The 23,998-nt window shown below is 54.4% G+C and carries 16 protein-coding genes; 10 read left to right on the top strand and 6 right to left on the bottom strand.

The window, feature by feature from the left end:
- The first annotated feature begins 137 nt into the window (after positions 1 to 137).
- A complete protein-coding gene (locus CFELI_RS10135) occupies positions 138 to 845 on the top strand; it encodes a metal-dependent transcriptional regulator (protein WP_277104197.1) in 708 nt (235 codons plus the stop codon).
- A 306-nt stretch (positions 846 to 1,151) separates the two neighbouring features.
- On the opposite strand, the gene CFELI_RS10130 is transcribed toward CFELI_RS10135, so the two are convergent.
- On the bottom strand, positions 1,152 to 3,014 hold the full coding sequence (locus CFELI_RS10130; RefSeq protein ID WP_277104198.1) for a phosphoenolpyruvate carboxykinase (GTP): 1,863 nt from the start codon (positions 3,012 to 3,014) through the stop codon (positions 1,152 to 1,154).
- Positions 3,015 to 3,429: 415 nt separating this feature from the next.
- On the opposite strand from CFELI_RS10130, the gene nrdI reads away from it, so the two are divergent.
- The 7 genes from nrdI to CFELI_RS10095 all read left to right on the top strand — a co-directional run bounded on the left by nrdI (position 3,430) and on the right by CFELI_RS10095 (position 13,251).
- Positions 3,430 to 3,882: a class Ib ribonucleoside-diphosphate reductase assembly flavoprotein NrdI gene (nrdI, locus tag CFELI_RS10125; RefSeq protein ID WP_277104202.1), complete on the top strand. Its 453-nt coding sequence runs from the start codon at positions 3,430 to 3,432 to the stop codon at positions 3,880 to 3,882.
- A 177-nt stretch (positions 3,883 to 4,059) separates the two neighbouring features.
- Positions 4,060 to 6,249 (top strand): class 1b ribonucleoside-diphosphate reductase subunit alpha, encoded by a 2,190-nt coding sequence (nrdE, locus tag CFELI_RS10120; protein ID WP_277104199.1) that lies wholly within the window; start codon positions 4,060 to 4,062, stop codon positions 6,247 to 6,249.
- 55 nt (positions 6,250 to 6,304) lie between these two features.
- Positions 6,305 to 7,321 (top strand): class 1b ribonucleoside-diphosphate reductase subunit beta, encoded by a 1,017-nt coding sequence (gene nrdF, locus CFELI_RS10115; RefSeq protein WP_277104200.1) that lies wholly within the window; start codon positions 6,305 to 6,307, stop codon positions 7,319 to 7,321.
- Positions 7,322 to 7,372: 51 nt separating this feature from the next.
- Positions 7,373 to 7,945: an NADPH-dependent FMN reductase gene (locus CFELI_RS10110; protein WP_425551787.1), complete on the top strand. Its 573-nt coding sequence runs from the start codon at positions 7,373 to 7,375 to the stop codon at positions 7,943 to 7,945.
- A 648-nt stretch (positions 7,946 to 8,593) separates the two neighbouring features.
- Positions 8,594 to 10,147 (top strand): IS1380 family transposase, encoded by a 1,554-nt coding sequence (locus tag CFELI_RS10105; RefSeq protein ID WP_290258967.1) that lies wholly within the window; start codon positions 8,594 to 8,596, stop codon positions 10,145 to 10,147.
- A 1,232-nt stretch (positions 10,148 to 11,379) separates the two neighbouring features.
- Positions 11,380 to 12,396 carry a 3'-5' exonuclease gene (locus tag CFELI_RS10100; protein ID WP_277104292.1) on the top strand — a complete coding sequence of 339 codons (1,017 nt, stop codon included), beginning with the start codon at positions 11,380 to 11,382 and terminating at the stop codon, positions 12,394 to 12,396.
- A gap of 180 nt (positions 12,397 to 12,576) precedes the next feature.
- The gene (locus tag CFELI_RS10095) at positions 12,577 to 13,251 is read left to right on the top strand and encodes a hypothetical protein (RefSeq protein WP_277104293.1); all 675 of its coding nucleotides are present in this window, start codon (positions 12,577 to 12,579) and stop codon (positions 13,249 to 13,251) included.
- Between the two features lie 102 nt (positions 13,252 to 13,353).
- Here CFELI_RS10095 and CFELI_RS10090 read toward each other — a convergent pair whose 3' ends face one another.
- The 5 genes from CFELI_RS10090 to CFELI_RS10070 form a co-directional block, all read right to left on the bottom strand.
- Entirely contained in the window at positions 13,354 to 14,883 is a 1,530-nt protein-coding gene (locus CFELI_RS10090) for an APC family permease (RefSeq protein WP_277104294.1), read from the bottom strand.
- A gap of 3 nt (positions 14,884 to 14,886) precedes the next feature.
- The gene (locus tag CFELI_RS10085) at positions 14,887 to 15,723 is read right to left on the bottom strand and encodes a universal stress protein (RefSeq protein WP_277104295.1); all 837 of its coding nucleotides are present in this window, start codon (positions 15,721 to 15,723) and stop codon (positions 14,887 to 14,889) included.
- Between the two features lie 3 nt (positions 15,724 to 15,726).
- On the bottom strand, positions 15,727 to 17,094 hold the full coding sequence (locus tag CFELI_RS10080; RefSeq protein ID WP_277104296.1) for a flavin monoamine oxidase family protein: 1,368 nt from the start codon (positions 17,092 to 17,094) through the stop codon (positions 15,727 to 15,729).
- A 120-nt stretch (positions 17,095 to 17,214) separates the two neighbouring features.
- The gene (locus CFELI_RS10075; protein WP_277104297.1) at positions 17,215 to 18,633 is read right to left on the bottom strand and encodes an aminobutyraldehyde dehydrogenase; all 1,419 of its coding nucleotides are present in this window, start codon (positions 18,631 to 18,633) and stop codon (positions 17,215 to 17,217) included.
- A 717-nt stretch (positions 18,634 to 19,350) separates the two neighbouring features.
- Positions 19,351 to 20,832, bottom strand: a complete 1,482-nt coding sequence (locus CFELI_RS10070; RefSeq protein ID WP_277104298.1) for a PucR family transcriptional regulator — start codon at positions 20,830 to 20,832, stop codon at positions 19,351 to 19,353.
- A gap of 219 nt (positions 20,833 to 21,051) precedes the next feature.
- Here CFELI_RS10070 and gabT point away from each other — a divergent pair, with 219 nt between their 5' ends.
- A complete protein-coding gene (gabT, locus tag CFELI_RS10065) occupies positions 21,052 to 22,380 on the top strand; it encodes a 4-aminobutyrate--2-oxoglutarate transaminase (protein ID WP_277104299.1) in 1,329 nt (442 codons plus the stop codon).
- A gap of 141 nt (positions 22,381 to 22,521) precedes the next feature.
- A complete protein-coding gene (locus CFELI_RS10060; protein WP_277104300.1) occupies positions 22,522 to 23,997 on the top strand; it encodes an NAD-dependent succinate-semialdehyde dehydrogenase in 1,476 nt (491 codons plus the stop codon).
- The last annotated feature ends 1 nt before the right edge of the window (position 23,998 follow it).

Genomic DNA, 23,998 nt, shown 5'->3' with positions numbered 1-23,998 from the left:
GGCTATAAACAACGTGGAGGGGATGAAGCATATGAAGTGTCTGTGGCTCAGGGGAGTAAACAGTACGCCAGTGCAGTGGATTCGCGCTTAGTTTTACGCGCGGTTGTCGCCGAAATGGTGCTGCTAAAATAGGGCAAATGCATATCGATGTTTCCGCACTCTCCCAAGCCAACCAAGATTATGTGAAGGCTTTGTTCACGCTGAGTGAATGGAACGAAAAACCAGTCACTGCAAAAGTACTGGCTGATCAAGTAGGGGTGCGGCTATCAAGCGCCTCCGATGCTGTGCGTCGACTCGCAGGCCTTGGCCTGGTCGACCACACGCCTTACGGTGCAATCACACTCACCGAAAAAGGGCTGAGCTATGCTTTGGCCATGGTTCGGCGACACCGGCTACTTGAAAGCTTCCTCGTTGAAGTCCTCGACTACCGCTGGGACCAAGTACACGAAGAAGCCGAACACCTCGAACACGCAGTCAGCGATTTCATGGTTGACCAAATCGACAAATACCTCGGCTATCCCACCCGCGACCCCCACGGTGACCCCATCCCCACCAAAGACGGACACTTCCCTCAAGGGATCAGTGCCACCGATCTTTGCGTGCTCACAGAACTTCCCCCCAACACTCCTGCAGTGATCGAACGCATCAATGATGCCGACCCCGAACTGCTCCAATACTTCCACTCCACCGGTATCGTCGTCGGTGCCACCGTTGAGGTAGCTACTGCCGGGCCTTTCGCTGAAGCCAAACAACTACGCGTTCAAGGCACACAAGAACCTATTTTGCTCGGGCACACAGCACTACAATCCGTATGGGTGAAAACACACAAACAGCACCTAAACTGAAACCTCCCCAAGCCACATCCAATGCACGGGGAAGGGAGTATGAGTGGGGGTGGAAAAGGACTAGAAAACCACCACCACAGAAATTTCCCCAGCATCATGCGGACAGTTGGAAACAGATAGGTGCTGAATGTGCTGTTAAGCAAAAATGTGGAAACACGATCCTCAGTGCTCTTCACGCTAGAAAAGAACACGAGGTGGCAGCGACCATCAATCACCTCCTTCCCATCAAAAATCGAGACATACTAGTGGCACAGACACACGACACTTTTTTCAGACAGTGCCTTGCGCCTAAGAATGCGTACGTTCTTACAAGAACTGGCTTTCCATCGCCTCATGAGCCTGCCAAATCTCAACAGGCAGATTCTCAAACTGCTCCAAGTGCGTGCGACGATTCTTCAATTCTTCACGCCAACGCTTCTCATCAACTGTCAAAAGCGCCTCTAAATTCTCCTGCGGAAGATCCAAGCCCTCGCAGTTGAGCTCCTCAGGCTTTGGAAGCACACCAATAGCAGTAGGCGTACCCTCAGCCTTGCCCTGGATGAAATCCTTCAGCCACAAAAGGGCACGCAAATTATCGCGGTAACCAGGCCACAAATACTCTCCCGTGTTCGCATCGCGCTGGAACCAGTTCACATGGGCAAACACCGGTGGCTTTGCACACGCACCCACCACCTTCAACCACTGGGCGGCATACGCACCCTCAGGATAAGACATGAACGGGCGCATCGACATCGGATCGTAGCGCAACTGCCCATCCAAACCCTCAGCGGCAAACGTTGCTTCCGCACCCAAGGTCAAACCGTCATACACACCGGCAGGAATGTCTGCCAATGCGCGAATCAACGGCTCGCGGTCACGAGTACGTCCACCGAAAATCACCGCATCAATAGCCACACCCTTCGGATCGCTATAGTCCGCGGCAACATTGCGCACATTAGCCATGGTGGTGGTGAAACGGGAATTCGGATGCGCCCACGGCAAATCCTTCTCCTCATCACTGCGCTCGGAAATCAACGCACCAGTCCAGTCACGCCAGCCAGTAATATCAGCCGGTGGGGTAGGGGTTTTTCCTTCCCACCACACTTCCTGCAGATCCTCGTTATAGGCAACGTTGGTGAAAATCGCCCCAGAACCTTCCTCAATGGAAGCAATAGCCTCAGGGTTGGTTTTCTCGTTGGTATCCTTGGCCACACCAAACACACCGAACTCCGGATTCATGCCATACAGGCGGCCGTCCTCACCAGGCCACAGCCAGGCGATATCGTCACCATAAAATTCCACACTGTAGCGGTCGTCCAAAGCAATCGGAGCCTTAGTCATGGCGAGGTTTGTCTTACCGGAAGCGGAAGGGAAACCGCCACAGACGGTGAAGCGCTCACCGGTGTGCTTATCCACAATGGCCAGCAGCAAGAACTGCTCAGCCAAAAATTCCCCTGAAGCAAAGCCATCGTAGGCAGCGAGGCGTAGCGCGTGGGCAATCTTGCCCAAGAGCGCATTGCCGCCGTAGGCGGAGCCGAAGTGCACAATCATGCGCTCATCAGCGATGGTGGCAAACAGGCGCTGATCCTTGTCGGTGCCATGACCCATCGCATCCAAATCGCCGGTGACATGCACACCCTTGACAAAGAAGCTAGGGTCTTTGAGCTGCTTGAACAAAGCAATGCCCACGCGTGCCATGCGGAGCATCTGCAGCACCACGAGTCGGTCGTCGGTAAGCTCCACACCGGCGGCGAAACGCTCCAGTGGGGAACCGACTTCCGCCATGAGGTAGGGCAGAACGTACATTGTTTTGCCGCTGGATGCGCCCGTCATTTTTGCAATCTGGGCTGCTTTGGTTTCAGCGGCATCGCGCCAGTTGTTGTACACACCAGCATCGGCAGGATTATTGGTGGCTACAACGGTGCGTTCCTCAGAACGTGCGGTGTCTTTCACATGCGAGCGGGCAAGATAGCGGCCCTTACCCACGGGAAGAAGCTCGCCGCAGGCGAGTGCTTCGTCGATGAGGCGCTGTTCATCGTCGGGGGAGATCACTTCGATGCGGGCGGGGGTGGTGATGGATGCCCATTCGACAACGAAATCTTCGATGGCGTCGATGTCAGCCCCCGCAGCATGCAAGGTTGCGCGGATGTCCTCGGGGGTGGGTGTGTGGGATGTAACAGTGGTGGTCATTTTCTGGGCGTCACCTCGGAAAGAAAGTGTGTATGTATGGAGTGGTCGAAACCAAAAACTACGTTAGCACGTAGTTGTGTGTTACGCTAGGCTTTGCACCGGTGCTCATGACACACCGCAATGGATATAAACCCAGTTCAAGACAATAAAACTGGGTCTGCTAATTCTTATTTCTTTGATAGAAACCCCCCTTTTCTTCGGCTACCGTAGCCCGCTACGGCAGCCGACAATTCTCCAATTCTTTCTCTTTTTTAAATCCCCCCCCTATTCACACCGAGATACCCAAGGAGTGTGAGTCACCATTTCTCGTATCACCACCCCAGTTGCACCCCCAAGTGCACCACTATCAACCCCCGCCGAACCACCCGACTGCCTACCGAACCGCCACCCCAAACACCAACCTGATTCGGCGCCCATCCCACAGAAAGCCCGCGATTTACCTAACAGCACGGAAGAGAAAACTCCACCGTTGGTCTTTTTCTCCTCCGTGAGTGAAAACACCAAACGATTCGTGGACAAACTCGGATTTCCCGCCATTCGTATCCCACTTCGCCCCAGCCAGGAGGGGATGTTGTATGTGAATCAGCCCTATGTGCTCATCGTTCCCACCTATGGGGGCGGTAACCCTAAGGCGGCTATCCCGAAACAGGTGCGTGCATTTTTAAACGTGCCGGAAAATCGGGCGTTGTTGCGCGGTGTCATTACCTCCGGAAACACCAATTTTGGTGAGGCCTATTGCACCGCAGGCCCGATGATCGCACACAAATGCGGTGTTCCTGAACTGTACAAGTTTGAACTTTTAGGAACGCAGCGCGATGTGGATGTGGTGCGCACAGGTTTAGAAAAGTTCTTTGCCACCATTATGTAAGTTTTCCCCTATTTGCACCGATCACGGTGCATAAAAAGCATCCCCCTTCCCCCTTATATCCCCAGTGTTAAAAAGACCTGCACGAAGGGGCAAAAAAGGGGGGAGGTGGTTGTCTCGTTGTGATTTTTACCAGTGTGCCAACAATGCACACCTTGGACGAAAGGCTAGTAGAAGTTTATGACCCTCATTTCACCTGCCGCTGCTGATCAGGACACGCCGGTGGCGACGTCGACACGCGAAGAGAAAGCAGCAGGGATCGGTGAGCGCAAACGCTACCACGCACTCAACTCGCAGCTCAACCTCTACTCCCCGGAAGGGACGCTGCAGCTTGATAAAGACCACGAAGCGATGCTGGCGTATCTGGACGATGAAGTAACGCCGAAACTGATCAATTTTCCCAACCCGCTTGCCCGGCTGCAATGGCTCATCAGCAACAACTACTACGAACGCGGCGTTTTTGACAGTTACAGCGATGAGTTTTTAGAAAGCATTTACGCCCATGCCCACAGCGTGGGGCATGAATTTCGCAGCTTCGTCGGCGCAATGAAATTCTTCACCTCCTACGCCTTAAAAAGCTTTGATGGAACCCGCTATCTGGAAACCTTCCCCGACCGCGTCGTGGCAACAGCCCTTGCACTCGCAGGTGGCAATGAAGATTTCGCCCGCGAACTCGTCGATGAGATGCTCAGCGCCCGCTTCCAACCCGCAACCCCGACGTTTCTCAATGCCGGCAAAGCACAGCGCGGCGAGTTCGTATCCTGCTTCCTGCAGCGGTTGGAAGATAATCTCGAATCCATCGCCCAGGGGGCGGCGAATGCGCTGCAGCTGTCCAAGCGCGGCGGGGGAGTAGCGATACTGCTGACAAACCTGCGCGAGCTGGGCGCACCCATTAAAAACATCGAAAACCAGGCATCCGGTGTGGTGCCGGTGATGAAGATTTTTGAAGACATCTTCTCTTATGCCAACCAGCTCGGCGCGCGCCAAGGTGCGGGCGCGGTGTATCTGCACGCCCATCACCCCGATATCCTGCGCTTTTTGGACACGAAGCGGGAAAATGCGGACGAGAAGTTCCGCATCAAAACCCTTGCGCTGGGCGTGGTGATCCCCGATATAACGTTTGAGCTTGCCCGCGACAACAAGCCGATGATGCTGTTTAGCCCTTACGATGTGCTGAAAGAATACGGCATCCCGCTCTCAGATATCGGCATCAGCGCGATGTACGACACGTTGTGCGCGAATCCGAATATCCGCAAGCAGGAAATTTCGGCGCGCGCATTCTTCAAAACTCTCGCTGAGCTGCAGTTCGAGTCCGGCTACCCGTATGTGCTTTTTGAAGATACGGTCAATCGTGCGCACCAGCTTTCCGGCTGGATTAACATGAGCAATCTGTGTTCGGAAATTTTGCAGCGCAACACCATCTCAACTTTCGCTGAGGATGGATCATATTCCCACGTGGGTGAGGATATTTCCTGCAATCTGGGTTCGCTGAATATTGCCCAGGCGATGGCGAGTGCCGACATTGCACGCACGGTGGAAACGGCGGTGCGCGCGCTGACAGCTGTGTCTGACACGTCGAATATCCAGGCCGCCCCGTCGGTGGCACGCGGCAATTATTCTTCCCATGCGATTGGGCTGGGGCAGATGAATTTGCACGGCTACTTGGCCAGCCAGAAGATTCATTATGGCAGTGAAGAGGCGCTCGATTTTACCGATATTTATTTCATGCTCATGGCGTATCACAGTGTGCGGGCAAGCTGTGCGCTGGCTAAAGAGAGGGAGGAGACTTTCTCAGGTTTTGAGCAGTCGCGCTACGCCAGCGGCGAGTACTTCGACTACTACCTTTCCCGCAGCTTGCTGCCGAAAACTGCGCGGGTGCGAGAGCTTTTCGACGCCCACACACTGCCAACCGTCGCCGACTGGGCGCAGCTGAAACAGGATGTGGCCACGTATGGAATGTACAACGCCTATTTGCAGGCGATTCCGCCGACGGGCTCGATTTCTTATGTGAATCATTCCACGAGTTCGATTCATCCGATTGCCGCGCAGATTGAGATCCGTAAGGAAGGCAAGTTGGGCCGAGTGTATTATGCGGCCCCGCATTTGAGTGATGAGAATCGTGAGTTTTTCGCTGATGCCTATGAGCTGGGCTACGAGAAAATCATTGACACCTATGCTGCAGCCACCCCGCATGTGGATCAGGGATTATCGCTGACCTTGTTCTTTACCGATGAGGCCACGACGCGCGATATTAACCGCGCCCAAATTTATGCCTGGAAGAAGGGCATTAAGACTTTGTATTATGTGCGCCTTCGCCAACCAGCGTTGGAGGGCACTCAGATTGAAGGTTGCGTTTCCTGCGCCTTGTAAAACACCGTGCACCAGCATTTTCACACTATTTGTCAAAGGAGACGATTTCGTTTTTATGAGCACTGCTGATTCTTTATTAACCGCATCCCACACCCCACCTGGGTTTGCCCACGACCCAGTAAGTCCTATCCGTCCGATTAACTGGAACCGCCTGCAGGACGAGAAGGATCTTGAGGTGTGGAACCGCCTAACCGCTAATTTTTGGCTGCCGGAAAAAGTACCCCTGTCGAATGATCTGAACGATTGGCGCACCCTCAGCGACCAGGAGCAGACTTTGACGATGCGGGTGTTTACCGGCTTGACACTGCTCGATACAGTGCAAGCGACTGTGGGTGAGATCAGCCAAATCCAGGATGCCCAAACGGAGCATGAGGAGGCGGTGTACACCAACATTGCGTTCATGCAGGCAGTGCACGCCCGCAGCTATTCGTCGGTTTTTTCCACTCTGGCAACCACACCCCAGATCGATGATGCCTATGCGTGGGCGATCAACAACCCGATTTTGCAGCAGCGTGCAAAGAAGGTGTTGGTGCATTACTACGGTGATGATCCGCTGAAACGCAAAGTGGCCTCCACGTTGTTGAGTTCGCTGTTGCTGTATGCGGGGTTTTATTTGCCGTTGCACTTTTCTGTGCATGCCCGTCTAACAAATACGGCCGATATGATCCGGCTGATTTTGCGGGATAAGGCTGTGCATGGTTACTACTCCGGCTATAAATTCCAGCGCGGTGTGGATAAGGCGGATGCGGCGCGCCGGGAGGAGATCAAGGATTTCACTTTTGGTTTGACCCATGAGCTTTATGACCTGGAGTTGGAGTATTCCGGTGAGTTGTATGAGCCGTTGGGGTTGATGGATGATGTGGCGGTTTTTGTCCGCTATAACGCCAATAAGGCGTTGATGAATCTTGGCTACCCGGCGTTGTTTGCGCCGGAGTCCTGTGAGGTGAATCCGGAGATTTTGGCTGCTCTTGCCCCCGGTGCGGAGGAGAATCATGATTTCTTCTCTGGTTCTGGTTCGTCCTACATCATTGGAAAGGCTGTTGATACCAGTGATGAGGATTGGGATTTTTAAGTTCCGTGAGCACACGTGCTTGTGGATTTTGATGTTTGTGAAAGGATGACGATGAAAATCGCTATTATTGTCGGCAGTTTGCGCCGTGGAAGTATTGCTCGCAAGATTGCTGTGCATGCTCGTGAGATGTGTGAGTCTTCGCCGGGTGTTGAGGCTTCCATTGTGGAGATTCGGGATTTGCCGTTGTATGACTTTGATTATGATGATCCTGCGGTGGCAGATAAGCCTACGCCAAAGGAGTACACGCAGTTTCGTGAGACGATTAAGGCATGCGATGGTGTGTTGTTTGTGACGAGTGAGAATAACCGGACGATTCCGGCGTGTGTGAAGAATGCGGTGGATGTTGGGTCGAAGCCGAATAGTGATGTGGCGTGGAAGAATAAGCCGGTGGGTATTATTTCGCATTCGGTTGGCCGCATGGGTGGGTATTCTTCGCAGAAGAATTTGCGTTTGGCGTTGAGCTATTTTGATATGCCTACTGTGGGGCAGCCGGAGGTGTTTTTGGGCCAGTCGGATACGTTGATTGGCAGCGATGATAAGCTCCAGCCGGAAAAGACCGTTGCGTTTGTTCAAGACTACGTGGATCGTTTCCTCGCGCTCGCAGCGCAGCATAAGAAGGCTTAAGGCCAGCGCACACTACTTGTTGCTTTGCTTGGATGTGAATACCTTGAAGCGGAGAGCGTGAGCGAAAAGTAGCTCTGAGAATCTCGACTGAATGTACATGATGGTGTAGATTGGCATGTGCATCAAGCCGAAAGGCAAAGAGGCTCTGGCCCCAACGAATCGTTGGGGCCATCTTTATGCCCGCCAAGTTCTGGTTTTTTGAAAGCGGACGTGGCTCGCTAACTCAGGTTTCTTAGGGGATTCAGTGCGGTGAGGTTAAGCGAGTAGAGGATGAGTGACACTAACAATCCGAAATCGAAGAGCCCGCCACATTGTACGATCGCCGGAACTGTCACTGGCGGGGATAGAGGTTATTTTCTTTTTTCTTCCCTTTGTTTTTGAATTGTGAACGAGAGTTTCCATACGATTGGTAGCAGGGCAAAAAGAATGATTAAGGCGATGATAGCCTCAATGAGATTGCTTGTCGAAGATTGTTGCCAGGTAATTAAAAGCGTAATGGCACAAACGGCAGCCGCCAATGCACCTAACCCGGATTTTTCATGGGTGTGGGGTGAAAAGGTGAGCAAAAAGTAAAGAAAGTGCTTCTTGACCTGCTAGAATAGAGATGTTTTGAAGTCAATAATCTAGGCAGAAAGAAACACTTTCAAGGTGAAGACTACCACATACATTCCACGGGTTGCTAGCTGTTCTCATCTTGTATCCGGTGCGGGGGTGTTACCGTTTGCTCACGTAGCCGAATTGGTGGGAATAAGTGACTGCCTTGATTCCGCTTTGCCGCGTTCTGGGCTCACGCACACGTTAGGGGATGTGTGGGTGAATCTGGCTTTATCGTTGATTGCTGGTGGGGATGATGTCCACGACATCACCTTGCTTTCTTCTGTTTCAACCGCGTTAGCATCAAAATCGTTACCGTCAGTGACAACCGCATGGCGGCGGATCACAGAATATGCAGATACCAGCGAGCATGTGCGAGAAGGGTTTATCCACGCAGCGAAACAAGCTCGCACTAGGGTGTGGGATTTGTTAGGTGATCACGCTCCGCATCGGGTGGCAACAGTTGAACAACCACTGGTTATCGATATTGATGCCACGTTGATTACCGCACATTCCGATAAGGAAAACGCGACGCCTACCTATAAGAAAGGCTTTGGTTTCCACCCGTTATGTGCCTTTATTGATTACACCAGCATCGGTCTGCCTGGTGGGGAGTTTCTTAACTGCCTGCTTCGACCAGGAAATGCCGGGGCAAACACAATTCGTGATCACTGCCAGCTTGTTGACGAGATTCTTGCCACCCTGCCTGATCACAGTGATGGTCAACCCTGGGGCAAACGATTAGTCATCCGTGCTGACAGTGCTGGTGGGACAAAGAAATTCATCAGTTTCCTCAACGATCACAACCTTGGGTATGTTCTGGGTTATTCCGCCCCGCCGACAGCGCGCATCACCCTTGACCATCACCTTCAATCCCAACAAACAACCAACGCTGATACACAACACTTGGGAACCAGTGCTCACACAGGCAAAGACTGTGATCGGTGGGATACTCGGGTGCCGATTGTGCGTGCTTCAGGGGATCTGGTTTGTGATGAGAACCATTTCCTTGAAGACATCACCGGACTACTGCGCACCGCAAATATAGATGAGCACCAACCTTTGGTGAATCTTCTAGCTGACTACCCCGAGGATATGCGTGTTATCGCACGAATCGAACCACCCCACCCAGGGTGCCAACACAGTCTTTTCAACCAACATGGTGTTCGCGCCCAACTGTGCGTAACGAACCTTATTGGGAATATTCAACACATTGACTACTGCTACCGTAATCGGTCTTTATGTGAACAACACATCAAAGACACCAAAGACCAAGGCCTTAGTAAACTGCCGTTTAAACAATTCGGGGCGAACCAAATCTGGTGTTTGATCGTTGCACTATCCCACCAACTTCTTACCTGGACGAAACTCATCGACGCCTGCCACCACAAGGATCATTCACACCAAGAAACAAGCAAGCCTTGGTGGACATGGGTGCCGAAGACTATCCGTGTAAGGTTTGTTGCGGTTGCATCAAAAATCACCACAAGCAGCAGACGCATCATCCTCCAGCTTGACCAGCACAACCCCCACACCCACACACTGGTCACGCTTATTGGCTACACCCAGAGCCTTCTACAGCCACGCTGGAAGAAACGAAAACCCTAACACCCCTAGGCCCACACACGCGATCTGGCAGCCACACTGCAGGCACACCCCAACCCCCAAACCCCACACAACTTTATGGACGCACACCTTGCCCTAAAAACCACGAATCAAAGGGCGAAGGTGAACCAACCAACCCCACAAACACACCACCCCAACCCACCACCACCAAACCCACCCCATGAAAAATCTGGGCTAAAATGATTGAAAACTGTTTTGTTCGTTCAGTTTTTTCTGCCATTTTGGCGGAAAGTATGAGTGTGGCGATGGTAGTAGCGACAATTAAATAAGTTATGAACATAATTCCTGAAGTGCCTTCCTCGATCTGCTCTTCCTCGCTATTTGCCTGCGGTTGCTAGGAGCAAAGGGGCGTATATCTGGAAGTGCTACTAGTGTTTCGGTTACGGGGGTGTAGTTTTTCGCTTGAGTGTTCTTGAGATTGAGGGGTCTTTGAATCTTGTCCAAAAACTGCCTTCAGTGTTATATCTAAAATACAAGCTGAGGGGGAAAATAAAAATTTAAGCATGAGAGCGCCCAATGGTACCCCGCTAAGAGTTTTCGTACGTGATGGCTAGTGAGGTTTTCTCACCAGAAAAAACGTTTGTGAAACCCCAACTTGTGGTTAGGGGAGTGGGGTGGGTGGAATATCAAGGCCACGCACGCGGGAGGGGATGTATTCAGCGTGGTTGGGTTTGTGAATATCGCGCTGATCTTGAATGCGTGCGTACATATCTAGCACTGTTCTTGGTAGGGGCATGGGGGCTTTGCTGTGTATAAGAGAAATATTAATTCGACATAGAGCAAGTGCTACTTACAAAACCGCAGGTCAATTTTTCACTTGTTTGCTGAAAGTCGAATCAGTATTTTTGAATCAATCCCGACATATTCATAGGTATACTCTTCGGTCGCGGTATACAGGGCTTTTCCTGCCGTATCACGTACGATCATGCGTCAGTGTGTTGTTGGTTCCTGCGCCTTCTTTTCCCACTGCATTCTCCCGATGAAAACCTCAGTGACTGTGCCCTGTTTGACGACTATCTAGGCACAGCAGCTTCATGCGGTGTGACTTTTCAAGGCCACATATCTGAAACACAGTTGGGTCTGATACTGATTGTTTGGCATGAAGACTACGGAAGCGGAGGGCATACCCTTCGTCACTGCCGTGGGGTGGCATGGAGGAAAATGGGGGTAAACCCCGATGCTGGATACATAAGAGTGTCACTACGATAAACACTATGACTTTGAGTAGGGCTGCACATAATGGTGCGGGATTTGCGGTTTTAGCCATCAACACCACAACACGTGGCAATGACACCCGGATCGTCGAAATCGGAATAGTCCTACTCGACGCAACCGGCCTGATCGAACGCACCTGGGACACACTTATCAATCCTGGCAGCAACCTTGAGCAGTGCGCATTCGATGATGTTAGCGCCCACGATCTTCAAGGCGCACCAGAGTTTCTTGAAATTGCTGCCGAACTGATCACTGTACTCAACAACCGGGTACTTGTTGCGCACAATGCACACAGTGAAGTGCACACCCTTGTGGCAGAGTTTGAAAACTTAGGCATCGTTTTCCCCAACTTCCTCGATGTGTTGTGCACCCGCCAGCTTGGGCAAGATGTGCTGAATCAAGGTGATAAAGACCAGCTCGTTGCCGCCTTTAACCTGTATACTCCCAGCACCCGCACCGCGCTTCACGACGCCCAAACCACCGCCGCACTCTTCCTCTCACTCGCGCACCACTCACCGAAGCACCTGCCCTCGGCCCACCCCGCATACTTCGACGAACAGGTACAACAAGTCATAGGGGAGTTGCCACAACGTCGCCGTTTTTCCCGCAACGACCGCGGCGGACTGCACGATCGACGCTCATGGCTACTGCGGTTGAATGCGGTGGACAATCTTCAGCTTGAACCACAGCTCGAACAATACCTTGCAGTACTCCACCTCACCTTGGCCGATGGGGCATTATGCTTCGAAGAAATCCTCCTGCTGGAACAAGTCGCACTGCGCGGCAGCCTTCAGGTCGACGACCTCGATGCACTCCACGAACTCTATGTTCACCGACTCATCATCGATGCCTGGGCGGATGGGACAATTACCGACCAAGAACGCGCATGGATTCTCCAAATCTGTGAAATCCTCACCATTGCCACAGAACCCATGGAACTTCTCATGATCACCCCACACACCACACCAGACACCATGCTGGAAAACGCCCACCAGCCACAACTCGAAGAAAAATAAAACCCTAACCCCCCACCACCGCAGGTCATATTCATGACACCTGGTGGGGGCGTCGACAAGCACCCTTAGATTAAGTTACTGCTGTAAACACCACGATAAGCACGCACGTTGGGTAGGCTAGACACACAGAAATACGCGCAAACGCACCCCCACAACCGCGGCAAGGAACGGTGAACTGCAATGGACGGCAACCACGCACCAGCACACAACCCCATCATCATCCGCAACTACGGCACCGGAACGTCCGCCGAAGTCACCCGTATGGGACTACGCGTACTCGTCGACCACGAAAAAATCGGCAGCCCCAAATTCGAATGGGGACTATGCGCCTTAGATGGAATCATCTGGAAATACGGAAAATCCTTCGAACAAACCTTAAAAAACCTCAAACCACTCATCGCCAAAAACCACGCGCTGGAATCAGCCCGCGATGTCAACCCCCAATTCTTCGCCGACTGCTGCATCCAATCAGCCGGCGGCAGCATCCACAAACAAACACTCTGGTTACGCTATTTCTGGCGCGAAGAACACATGGAACATGACCGCGAAGCACTCAAAGTAGCCAAACAAAAACTCAAAACCTTCATGCGCCACAACCCCAGCGCACTAGACAAAACCAGCCTCTTTGGCTTCGAACGCGTCGTACTAGTCCTGCCCGGCAACACCCCACTAGCCGAGATCAGCGACTACCTCCACGCCACCCAAGGCAGCTACCTCATGCGGCTCGAAGACTTCACCACCACACCCCTGCCAGACTTTCACACCGCCCCATTTGTCACCGACACCGCAAACTACCCACACACCACAACCATCAACGAACTCATCGACAACCTCCCTACAAACCCCAACAACTAAACCCACCCCGACACACGCCGCAAGGGGTGCAGCAGGGAAAACACAAGCACCGGTGCACCGTGCGCATATGCACACGATGCACCGGTGTGTGCATTGAGCCAACTAGTCGAGCTGCAGCGTAGAATCCACCGTAATCAACGGATCATTCGGAGTGCCCTTCGTCAACGTCTCATTGCGGAAAAACTCAGGGCAACGCCACCACGTAATACCCATCATCACAACCCCGAGCAACAACACCACCGAACCAAGCACAAACACCAAACCCACACCAAAGACCTGGCTGCCAGAACCATAAGACGGATCCATCGCATCAATCGAGGTCTGGAAGAAGAACACCAACAACAGCGTCCCGCCAATCAACGGCGCAAAGAACCTGTTAAACGCATGGCTGAGCGAATCAAAAGCATGCTTACGGAAATACCACACGCAGGAAAACGCCGTAATCCCATAATAAAAACACACCATCATGCCGAGCGCTGTAATCGTATCCCACAGCACCGCTTCAGAAATCATGCGCATAATCGCGTAGAAAACAAACGACACAGTAGCCGCAAGCACCGTAGCAAAACCAGGCGACTGGAAACGCGGCGAAATATGCGCAAAACGCTTCGGCAACGCCCCATAAAAACCCATCGCCAACATCGTGCGCGCCGGGCCAATCACCGTCGACTGCAACGAAGCAGCCGATGAACCTAGCACCGCAATCGACATCAGGATCGCCAACGGACCCATCACCGGGCCAGCTAAAGCTGCGAAAATATTTTCCTGAATCGCCTCATTGCCCAAACCGAACTCACCAGAAGAGGTGCCGGCGAAATTCACCAAGGAAACCGCGATGAGCTGGTAAATAAAGACGATGACCAAAATGGTCAAAGTTGCCGCTTTACCTGGGGTGGCATGAGAGCCCTTGGTTTCCTCCGTCATGGTCAGCACCACATCCCACCCCCAGTAAATAAACACCGACAGCGACACGCCTGCGGCGAAAGCAGAGAAAGAATCAATGCCGAAGGGGTTAAACCACTCCAAGGAAATAGGGGTGGCGTCAAAAGCCTCACCCTTGGAGGTGCGCCAGAGCGCCATCACCGCAAACAGTACAAGCACTGCAAGCTGGAAGCTCACCAGCACATACTGCACAGCCTTGGTGGTATCCATCCCGCGGTAGGCGATGGTCGTAGCAACCACAATAAACACTAAACAGGTGGCAATATTGACCGGCACATTGCGGGTCAGTTCCGCCAGCTCAGGTTTATTAAAAAGCTGCGAGAGCAGAAGATAGAAGAAATCAACCGCGATGCCGGCGAGGTTCGACAGCACCAAAATGGTCGCTGCCAGCAAACCCCAGCCGCCGAGCCAACCCATCACGGGCCCAAAGGCGCGGGTTGCCCAGGTGAAGGTGGTGCCCGAATCGGGCATGGCTTGGTTGAGTTCCTTGTAGCCCAACGCAACAAGCAGCATGGGGATGAAGCTGACTAAGAAAATTGCGGGCATGTGTACGCCCACGGCACTTGCGGTGGGGCCGAGTCCGCCGGAAAGGGTGTAGGCGGGGGCGATGCAGCTCAGTCCGATGACGGCGGCTGAAATCAGCCCCACTGAGCCTGCGCTGAGTCCTTTTGCCTGCAGCTTGTCACTCATGGCTTAGGTCTCCTTTACTTTATAGTCACGGGGTACCACTACCAGAGGCAACGACAGTGCTTTGAGTAGCTGCATGGCGACACTTCCCGCAAAAACGGTCTTCTTTTCAGCAACGCGGGAGGATCCTACGAACATCACATCGCCGGGTTCCCATTCGAGGTTGTCGAGTTTTTCTACAACAACCGTTGGTTGCAGCTCAGGTATGTCTGAATGCCCACCAACCCGATCCAGTACTTCTTGAGCGTTTCGACGCGCGGCTGCGGCTGTCTCCAAATTGCCTTCGTCGCTGCCCATCAGGCCTACCAATCGCAGCGGCACATTCGCACGCCGCGAGAGCTGGACTCCTAGCTGCACTAAACTTCCTGCCCCTGGGCGCAATCCGACTGCGCAATTGATGCGCTTAATGGGGGTTTTGGTGTAGCCGCGTGGGGCAAGGGCGATGGGGAAAGCGGAGCCGTAGAGTAAATCTTGGGCAATGGTGCCCAGCCGGTGGCGTTTGAGCGGGCTTAATGATGCCCCACCCACCACGATCATTTCCGCGCCGAGATCTTCAGCGGCACGCTGCAAGCCGTTGGCGCTGCTGATATCGGAATACACGCAGCCACGTGCGGTGATATCGTCGGGGATTTGCTCCAAGGCACCTTTGATCCAGGTGAATGCTTGGGCGAGCAGGATGTCGTCGAAGGTTCCGGTTGGTGGGTACTCGTGGCTGAAAATATCGTGGCGGCGCAGCACGATCACCACATGGATTTCGGCTGCAAAGGCGCGGGCGGCGTCGATAGCAAGATTAATCGCATCGATGCCTTGCGGGGTTGCAGTGTATCCAACAACAAGCTTCATCTTTTACTCTCCTTGAAGCAAACTATTCACGGTCGCGGCAACGGCGTGACCCATGCGCACAGCACCATCAACGTGCTGATACCCTTCGCCGGCGATATCGGAGCAGGCGAAGTAGATCCGGCCAACAGGATCGAGATTGTACCTGCCCCAGCGGCTCAAACCACCCAAATCGTAGGAGGCGGCGTAGGCGCCACGGGTCCATTCTTCGCTGCCCCAATCAGATTCGTAGTAGGACTCTGGGGTGAGTGCTTCCTCGCCGAGGAAAACAGCCATTGCTTCCAAGATGGTCTTTTTGCGCTCGTTTGCATCGAGTTGGAACATCGCGTCTGCGTTGACGTCGCTGACGAAACCAACCAGGGTGCCACGCTCGTCGCCGTAGTTGGTGTTGTCGTAGATTTCTTGCACGAGGTGCTGGGAGGAGAAGCAGGTGCCGGATAGGCCTTTGTCGCGCCAGAATGGTGTGCTGTAGGTGGCGTGCACTTTGATTACCAAGCCCATGGATTGGTGCTGGTGCATCACGTGTTGCAGGCGTGGCATTTCGGGGACGTAGGAAATGCGGTGGTATAGGGTGGGTGGGACTGCCAGGATGGCGTATTTTGCCCGTACTTCGATACCTCCGTCGGCGAAGACGGTGACTCCTTCATCGGTGTAGTTGATGGTGCGCACGGGACGGTTGAGGATGATGTTTTCTTCCCCGATGCGGTCGGCAAGCCGGACGGATACTTCCTGCATGCCGCCGATGACGCGGGCGTCGAGGATGAAATCTTCATCCACGAGGTTGGAGAAGCTACCTGCTGAGGCCGCCATGTGTAGTGCTTGGAGTGCGGAGAAGGCGTGAGCTGGTTTGGTGAGCATTCCACCGGCGATGAATAGGCCAATGTTGTGGCGTGCTTCTTCGTCGTCGCTGAGTGTTTCGAGCCAGTGCTTGAAGCTGATGGAGTCGAGTTCGTGGGCGCGTGGATGATCCCAGGGTGCTTGCGGATCCATTTGCGCCACGATTTCATCCAAATGCTCGATCATGCGCACCATTTCCTGCTGTGTATGCTCGCAGCAGGGGAAAAGTTCGCCGGTATAGCGGCGAACTTCACCGTCGAAGCCAAGGTAGAGGCTGTCACCCTCGCGGTAGCGCTGGTAGGTTTCCAGGTCAAGTTCTTCGAGCAGGGCGATCAGTTCGGTTTGGTCGGGGGAGACCCATTGGCCACCGATTTCGTACCAGGCACCGTTCATCACATCTGAGCGGGTGCGTCCGCCGACACGGTCGCGGGCTTCGACGACAGTGACGTCGTGTCCTGCTTGGCGTAGCCGGTGTGCGGCGGAAAGTCCGGCGGGGCCTGCGCCGATGATGACGACGTCGGTAGTGCGAATTGGCATGAGTAAACCTTTCGTGAATAAGGAAAGTGGGTAAACAAAACCCACATGGGTACAGGGCAAAGCACAACAGTTGTGCCCATGTGGGCTGAAAAAGAAGGCAGGATAGCTCAGTTGAGCTGGTTAGTGGGCTGTCATCACATGCTTGATGCGGGTGTATTCCTCAAGTGAGTACAGGGAGAGGTCTTTGCCGTAGCCGGAGTCTTTGAATCCGCCGTGCGGCATTTCGGCAACTAGCGGGATGTGGCAGTTGATCCACACGCACCCGAATTCCAGTTCGCGGCTGGCGCGTTCAGCGATGTTCAGGTTGGTGGTCCACACTGAGGAGGCTAGTCCGTAGCTGACATCGTTGGACATGTCGAGTGCCTGGTCGATGTCGGTGAATGTTTGCAGGGTGATGACAGGTCCGAAGGTTTCTTCCTGAATCGCCTTGTCCTGCTGCTTGAGCCCTGCAACGATGGTGGGTTCAACATAGTAGCCGACTTCGCCGATGCGCTTGCCGCCGGTGAGAATGGTGGCGTGTTCTGGCAGATCAGCGAGCACCTGCATGACTTTGTCGAAGTGGCGCTTGTTATTCAGCGCACCGTAGAATGCGTCGGTATCCTCGGGTTTTCCAGGGCGCAGCTTTTGCGCTTCGGCAACCAGCAGTGCGCTGAATTTCTCGGCGACCTGCTCGTCGACGAGCACGCGTGTCGACGCCGTGCAGTCTTGGCCCGCATTGAACAGGCCCGCGGCAGCAATGCCTTCCGCGGCGGCCTGAAGGTCGGCGTCCTTGCACACGATCACCGGTGCTTTGCCTCCGAGTTCGAGGTGGGAGCGCTTGAGATTTTCACCTGCTGAGCGGCCCACGGCGCGGCCTGCCGGAACGGAGCCGGTGATCGAGACCATGCGCACGACTGGGTGGGCGACGAGCGTGGCGCCTGTGGTGGCGTCGCCAAGCACAATGTTGACCACGCCCGGTGGGAAGCAGGATGCGACGAGCTCTGCCAGTTTCACGGTGGAACCTGGGGTGGTGTCGCTGGGTTTTAACACCACCGTATTGCCTGCCGCGAGTGCCGGTGCGATCTTCCAAATAGCCATCATCAGTGGGTAATTCCACGGTGCTACCTGCGCAATCACACCGATTGCTTCACGGCGGATGGAAGATGTGTGCCCTTCCATGTATTCGCCGGTGGCCAGCCCGTTGAGCATGCGCGCAGCCCCGGCGAAGAAGCGCACGTGATCGGCACCGGCGAGGCATTCTTCGGATTGGACAAAAGCGGTGATCTGGCCGGTTTCACGCGATTGGATTGCGGCAAGCTCTGCGGCATTCTCCTCGATCAGGTCGGCGAGTGCGAGCAGACACTTTTGGCGCTCGGAAGGGGTGGTGCGACGCCAGGTGGTGAAGGCTTTTTCAGCCGCTTGTACGGCGCGGTCGATATCCTCGGCGTTGGAGATGGGCGCGTGCCCTAGTGACTCTTCGGTGACGGGGCTGATGAGTTCGACGGTGTCTTGGCCGGATGCGGAAACGAACTCGTTATCGATGAAATTTAGGTAATCCATGAGTACAAAACCTCAACAAAGCTTGTGGGGATAAGGGGGATCTTGAGCTTCCAGTGTGGCACAGCTACAACAAAATTTGTGATGTAGGTCAAAGACTACTCGGATATGTGTGAAAGACTACTGACATGCCGGTTATTCTTTAGCGCCTAATTGTCCGGTGTGTATATTGCTTTTCTTTCGCAATAACCCGTGAAAAACAGTCCTGCCCCACACTGCGAGCTATGACCGTTCGCCACTTTGCCCCTAGTGTGCTTTGTGCAACATTCCTGGTGACTTGGGGTGGGGGTGGGGCAGTGCAGCGCTACGCATACAAGTGTGCCTATGAATCCGTGGGGATTGATTGAAAATTAATAGTTAGAGTTTCGGCACACCTAGTAAAATTTGACCTGCGGTTTTGCTAGTAGCACTTGCTCTATCTCTAGGTGATATTTTACTGAGAGATGCACTTGCGCCCCGAGCTTATGCACTGCGGCGATCCTGTATCCGCACGCCCTCGCAAGCCCCCATAAGTGTGCCTATAAATCAGCGGGGATTGATTGAAAATTAATAGTTAGAGTTTCAGCGCACCTAGTAAAATTTGACCTGCGGTTTTGCGGATAGCACTTGCTCTATCTCTAAATGATATTTTGCTGAGAGATGCACTCGCACCCTACACCCCGCGCCCCCACACCCCCGCTGCGCCTGCAAGGCAGGGGATTAAGAACCAGGGAGGTAGTGTTAGGTGGCGGTTACTCGGGTGATGATCACAAGCAGAAGTTCAGCGCGGGTGACGGGATCATCGAGATCGACTTCGCAAATATCGGAGATTTTCTGCAGCCGTGTGCGCACGGTGTGGCGGTGGATGCCCAAAATATCGGCGGTGAGGGTAATGCTCGAACCCTGTTGGAGGAAAACAGCGAGGGTTTCGCGCAGCTGGGTGTCATTCGCGCGGTCGTAAGTGTCGAGTTTGCCCACTGTTTCCGCGGCGCGGTGATCAAGTGCCTCGATCACATTGGGGTGATTGAGCCAGCGGGCGGTGTTGGTGTGTGGGCTAGAGTGTGTGCCCAACGCGAGGGATTTCACCGAAAGAGTCATTTGGTGGATCAGATCAAGAGTGATGTGGTTCCAGTGCTGGGCGCTGTCGATACATATCCGCAGCTTGGGGCGGGTATTTCCAAACAGTTCCAGCACATTATTCACTGATCTGGTTCCGCGAAACAGCAGCAGGGCGGTGTAGCTGTCGAGGCGGAGGCAGCACAGTTCGCGGTCGGCAAGCATGAGGGAGGAATCCACGGCGGCGCAGGCCCGGTCGATGTGGGTGGCAACATTGGAGTGGATGAGGATGGGGCGAACATTTCCCTTGCTGTCAGAAATGCGGGCGAAGATGCGTCCGAGCTGGTCATTGCTGCCATCCACGCCGAGTAGCAGGCTTAAGGCAAGGGTGTTGAGGTCGCTGCGGGCTTTGCGTAGTTTGCCGGGGCGTTGAAGGAGTAGGTCGGCGAGGCTGATGGTGTGTTTGATCACGGCGCGGTCATGGTGGGTGGGGCGTTTGGTTCCGCTGGTGGAAAGTTGGTGATAGCGGTCGCCGAAGGTGAGCATTTTGTGGCTGATGGTGGTCAGTTCACCAGCACCGATGCTTGTCGACGGCGCTTTCGCCTGCGCAATGAGGCGATCATCGTTGTCGCGAATCACGCAGTGCGCCCCGATGAGTTGCGCGGTGGTGGCGAGTAACCCGCTGAGGCCTTTTTCAATGGCAGCTTGGTTTAAGAGCTTCTGGGCACGGATGAGTTGAGATTGCTCGTGGGCTTCTTGCCGTAAAAATTCTTTGTTCACCGCGTTCAAGATCGAGATAAACGGGGTGTTGTGGGGGACGTCGAAAAGCGCAAGGTTGTGAGTTTTACATGCGTCAGTGAGTTCGTCGGGCACAGTTTCGAAGGACAGCCCCGTGCCGAAACCCAACGCCACCACACCCGCAGCTTTGAGTTTGGCTACATAATCCGCGAAAAGATCCGTCGAGTTTTCAAAAGCCAAGCCCACGGTCAGCACGATTGAATCGGCTAGGAGGAACTGGGTGGGGTCGCGCAGCTCAGAAGGCTGCACGTAGGAAAACTGGATTCCGGACATGCGTTGCGGCCACACGGGGACAAGCTTGAGAGCTGTTTGGGCAATCAGCCACGATAAGCTGATGCTGCGCTGTGGGGTATGTGAAGTTGGGGCCAATGTGTGTCCTCGTAAAAAGTATGGGGGGTGCCTATTGGGAGCATAATGGTGTAACTACCCCCACAGCTTATACATTATGGACATTTGAGGTGATGAATTTATACGAACCGAATAAAGATATTTGGGTGTCTGCTCAATCACAATGAGCAGTGTTGTGCAGCGTGAAAACTCCCACCTGACTCACGCCACATACACGTGCAGAACTGAAAGGCGATCTTCATGAAAGAACTGACATACCGGCTGCCCCAAAAGCGCACCCTCACCGGCACCCAACCGGGGCCCGCCAGCACCGCAATCACCGCGCGACGCGAAAAAGCCGTGGCCAAAGCGCTGCAGCCGGGCCTGCCCGGCTACGTTGTCGACGCCGACGGGGGAGTGTTAGTCGATATCGACGGCAACTCCTACATCGACTTCGCCTCAGGCATCGCAGTCACCAGCGTCGGCGCCTCAAACCCCGCTGTGGCCACAGCTGTTGCTGAAGCCGCCAGCCACTTCACCCACACCTGCTTCATGGTGTCCCCCTACGAGTCCTACGTGGAAGTCGCAGAAAAACTCAACGAACTTACCCCAGGCGACCACGAAAAGAAATCAGTACTGCTCAACTCCGGTGCCGAAGCGGTGGAAAATGCGGTAAAAATCGCACGCGCCTACACCGGCCGCAACGCCGTAATCGTCTTCGACTACGCCTACCACGGCCGCACCAACCTCACCATGGCCATGACCGCGAAAAACAAACCCTACAAAACCGGGTTCGGCCCCTTTGCCGCCGAAGTATACCGCGCACCCATGTCCTACCCACTCCGCGACGGTCTTTCCGGCAACGAAGCAGCTCAACGTGCGATCACCAAAATTGAACAAGAAGTCGGCGTCGAAAACATCGCCTGCCTTGTCATCGAACCCATCCAAGGCGAAGGCGGCTTTATCGTGCCCGCCGAAGGCTTCCTGCCAGCACTAAAAACCTGGTGTGAAGACAACAACATTGTGTTCGTCGCCGACGAAATCCAGGCCGGATTCGCCCGCACCGGTGCATGGTTTGCCTGCGAACACGAAGGTGTCGTCCCCGATCTGATCACCACCGCCAAAGGCATCGCCGGTGGTATGCCACTGTCGGCAGTGACCGGCCGTGCCGAGATCATGGACGCCCCAGTAGTCGGCGGACTCGGCGGAACCTATGGCGGCAACCCCGTAACCTGCGCCGCCGCCCTCGCCTCCTTCGAGCAGATGAAAGAACTCGACCTCGTCGGCCGAGCGAAGGATATCGAAGCAATCATCCGCGAAGAACTCAGCGCATTAGACGACCTTCCCGTGGTCGCCGAAGTACGCGGACGCGGTGCTATGGTGGCGCTGGAACTTGTCAATGACAACGGAAAACCACACCCCACCTTGACCGCGCAGGTCGCAGCCGAATGCAAGAAAAACGGTGTGCTCATCTTGACCTGCGGGCTCGACGGCAACGTCATCCGCCTTCTGCCGGCACTTGTCATCCCCGAAGCGCTGCTGCGCGAAGGACTACGTGTGTTAGTCGAAGCAATCCGCACCCACGCATAACCTATTACCCAACCCACCACTGCACCAGACCCAACAAAGGCGCATACTAGGGGGAAGAACAGTCACCTGATAGTTCTTCCCCCAAAAGTGCCTAGTGGCACAACAGTGAAAAACACCCCCAACCCAAGGAAAACGACACCGATGAAAGCAACACTGACCCGCAACAACCACAGCGTGACCGTACCCACCGGTATATGGATGGGAACTCAGTGCATTGGAGCATCGAGCGGGCAGCAGTTTCCCGTTGTGGACCCCGCCACCGAAGAAGTACTGGCCCATGTCGCTAACGCAGGAAGTGCTGAGTGGATGAAAGCCCTCGACCTAGCTGATGGCGTAGCCACCACCTGGGCTGCATTTGCCGATCGCAAGCGTTCAGAAATTCTCACCGCACTCTTTCATAAACTAACGCAGCGTGCAGACGATTTCGCCCGCGTCATGAGCTTTGAAATGGGCAAACCATTTGCTGAAGCTCAAGGCGAAGTCGCATACGGTGCCGAATATTTCCGCTGGTTCGCCGAAGAAGCAGTCCGCAGCGCAGGCCGGGTGAACTCCGCCCCCGCGGGCACTGGCACCATTGTGGTCACCCGCGAACCAGTAGGCCCCGTGCTTGCGATTACCCCCTGGAACTTCCCACTAGCCATGGCAACCCGCAAAATCGCCCCAGCACTGGCCGCCGGCTGCCCCATTGTGGTCAAACCCGCCGCAGAAACCCCACTGACCATGCTGCTTCTCGGGGAAGTTATTGCAGAAGTATTCAGCGAGTTTAATGTCCCATCCGGTGTCGTCTCCATCATCCCCACCACCGGGGCGAAGGATCTATCCCAAGAACTCATGGCCGATGCGCGACTGAAAAAAGTCACCTTCACCGGCTCCACCCCCGTGGGCAAAACCTTGGTGCGCCAATCGGCCGACAACCTGCAGCGCAGCTCCATGGAACTGGGCGGCAACGCACCATTTGTTATCGACGAAGACGCCGACCTTGACCTCGTCCTGACCTGTGCGATGCAGGCAAAAATGCGCAATGGCGGCGAAGCGTGCATCGCTGCCAACCGCTTCATCGTGCACGAGGCTATCGCCGAAGAATTTACTACTCGACTCACCCATCGCATGAGCGAGGTGCGCACCGGGCACGGGCTTGACGAAGGCACCACACTCGGCCCTATCATCACCGCGAAACAGCGCGATGCGATTGCTGAGCTTGTCGACGACGCCCTTGCATGCGGCGCGCAACTGACTGTGGGCGGGAAAAAACCAGAAGGGGACGGCTTCTTCTACCCAGCCACCGTGCTTGTCAATGTTCCGGCACAGGCACGAATCCTGCACGAAGAAATCTTCGGCCCTGTTGCCACGGTGACCACCTTCACCTGCCTCGATGATGCAATTGCGAGGGCAAACGACACCGAATTCGGCCTCGCCGCCTACGGGTTTACTGAGAACATCCACACCGCACAAAAGCTGGCCAAAGAACTCAAAGCGGGCATGGTGGGTATTAACCGTGGCGCAATTTCCGATCCGGCCGCACCCTTTGGTGGCATCAAGCAGTCCGGCTTCGGCCGCGAAGGCGGAACCGAAGGTATTGAGGAATACCAGAGCATCAAGTACATCGCCCTGCAGTAAG

Source organism: Corynebacterium felinum, assembly GCF_030408755.1.
Taxonomy (GTDB): Bacteria; Actinomycetota; Actinomycetes; order Mycobacteriales; family Mycobacteriaceae; genus Corynebacterium; species Corynebacterium felinum.
The sequence above is the reverse complement of the archived record's forward strand: the minus strand, read 5'-3'. Positions and strand labels throughout refer to the sequence as shown.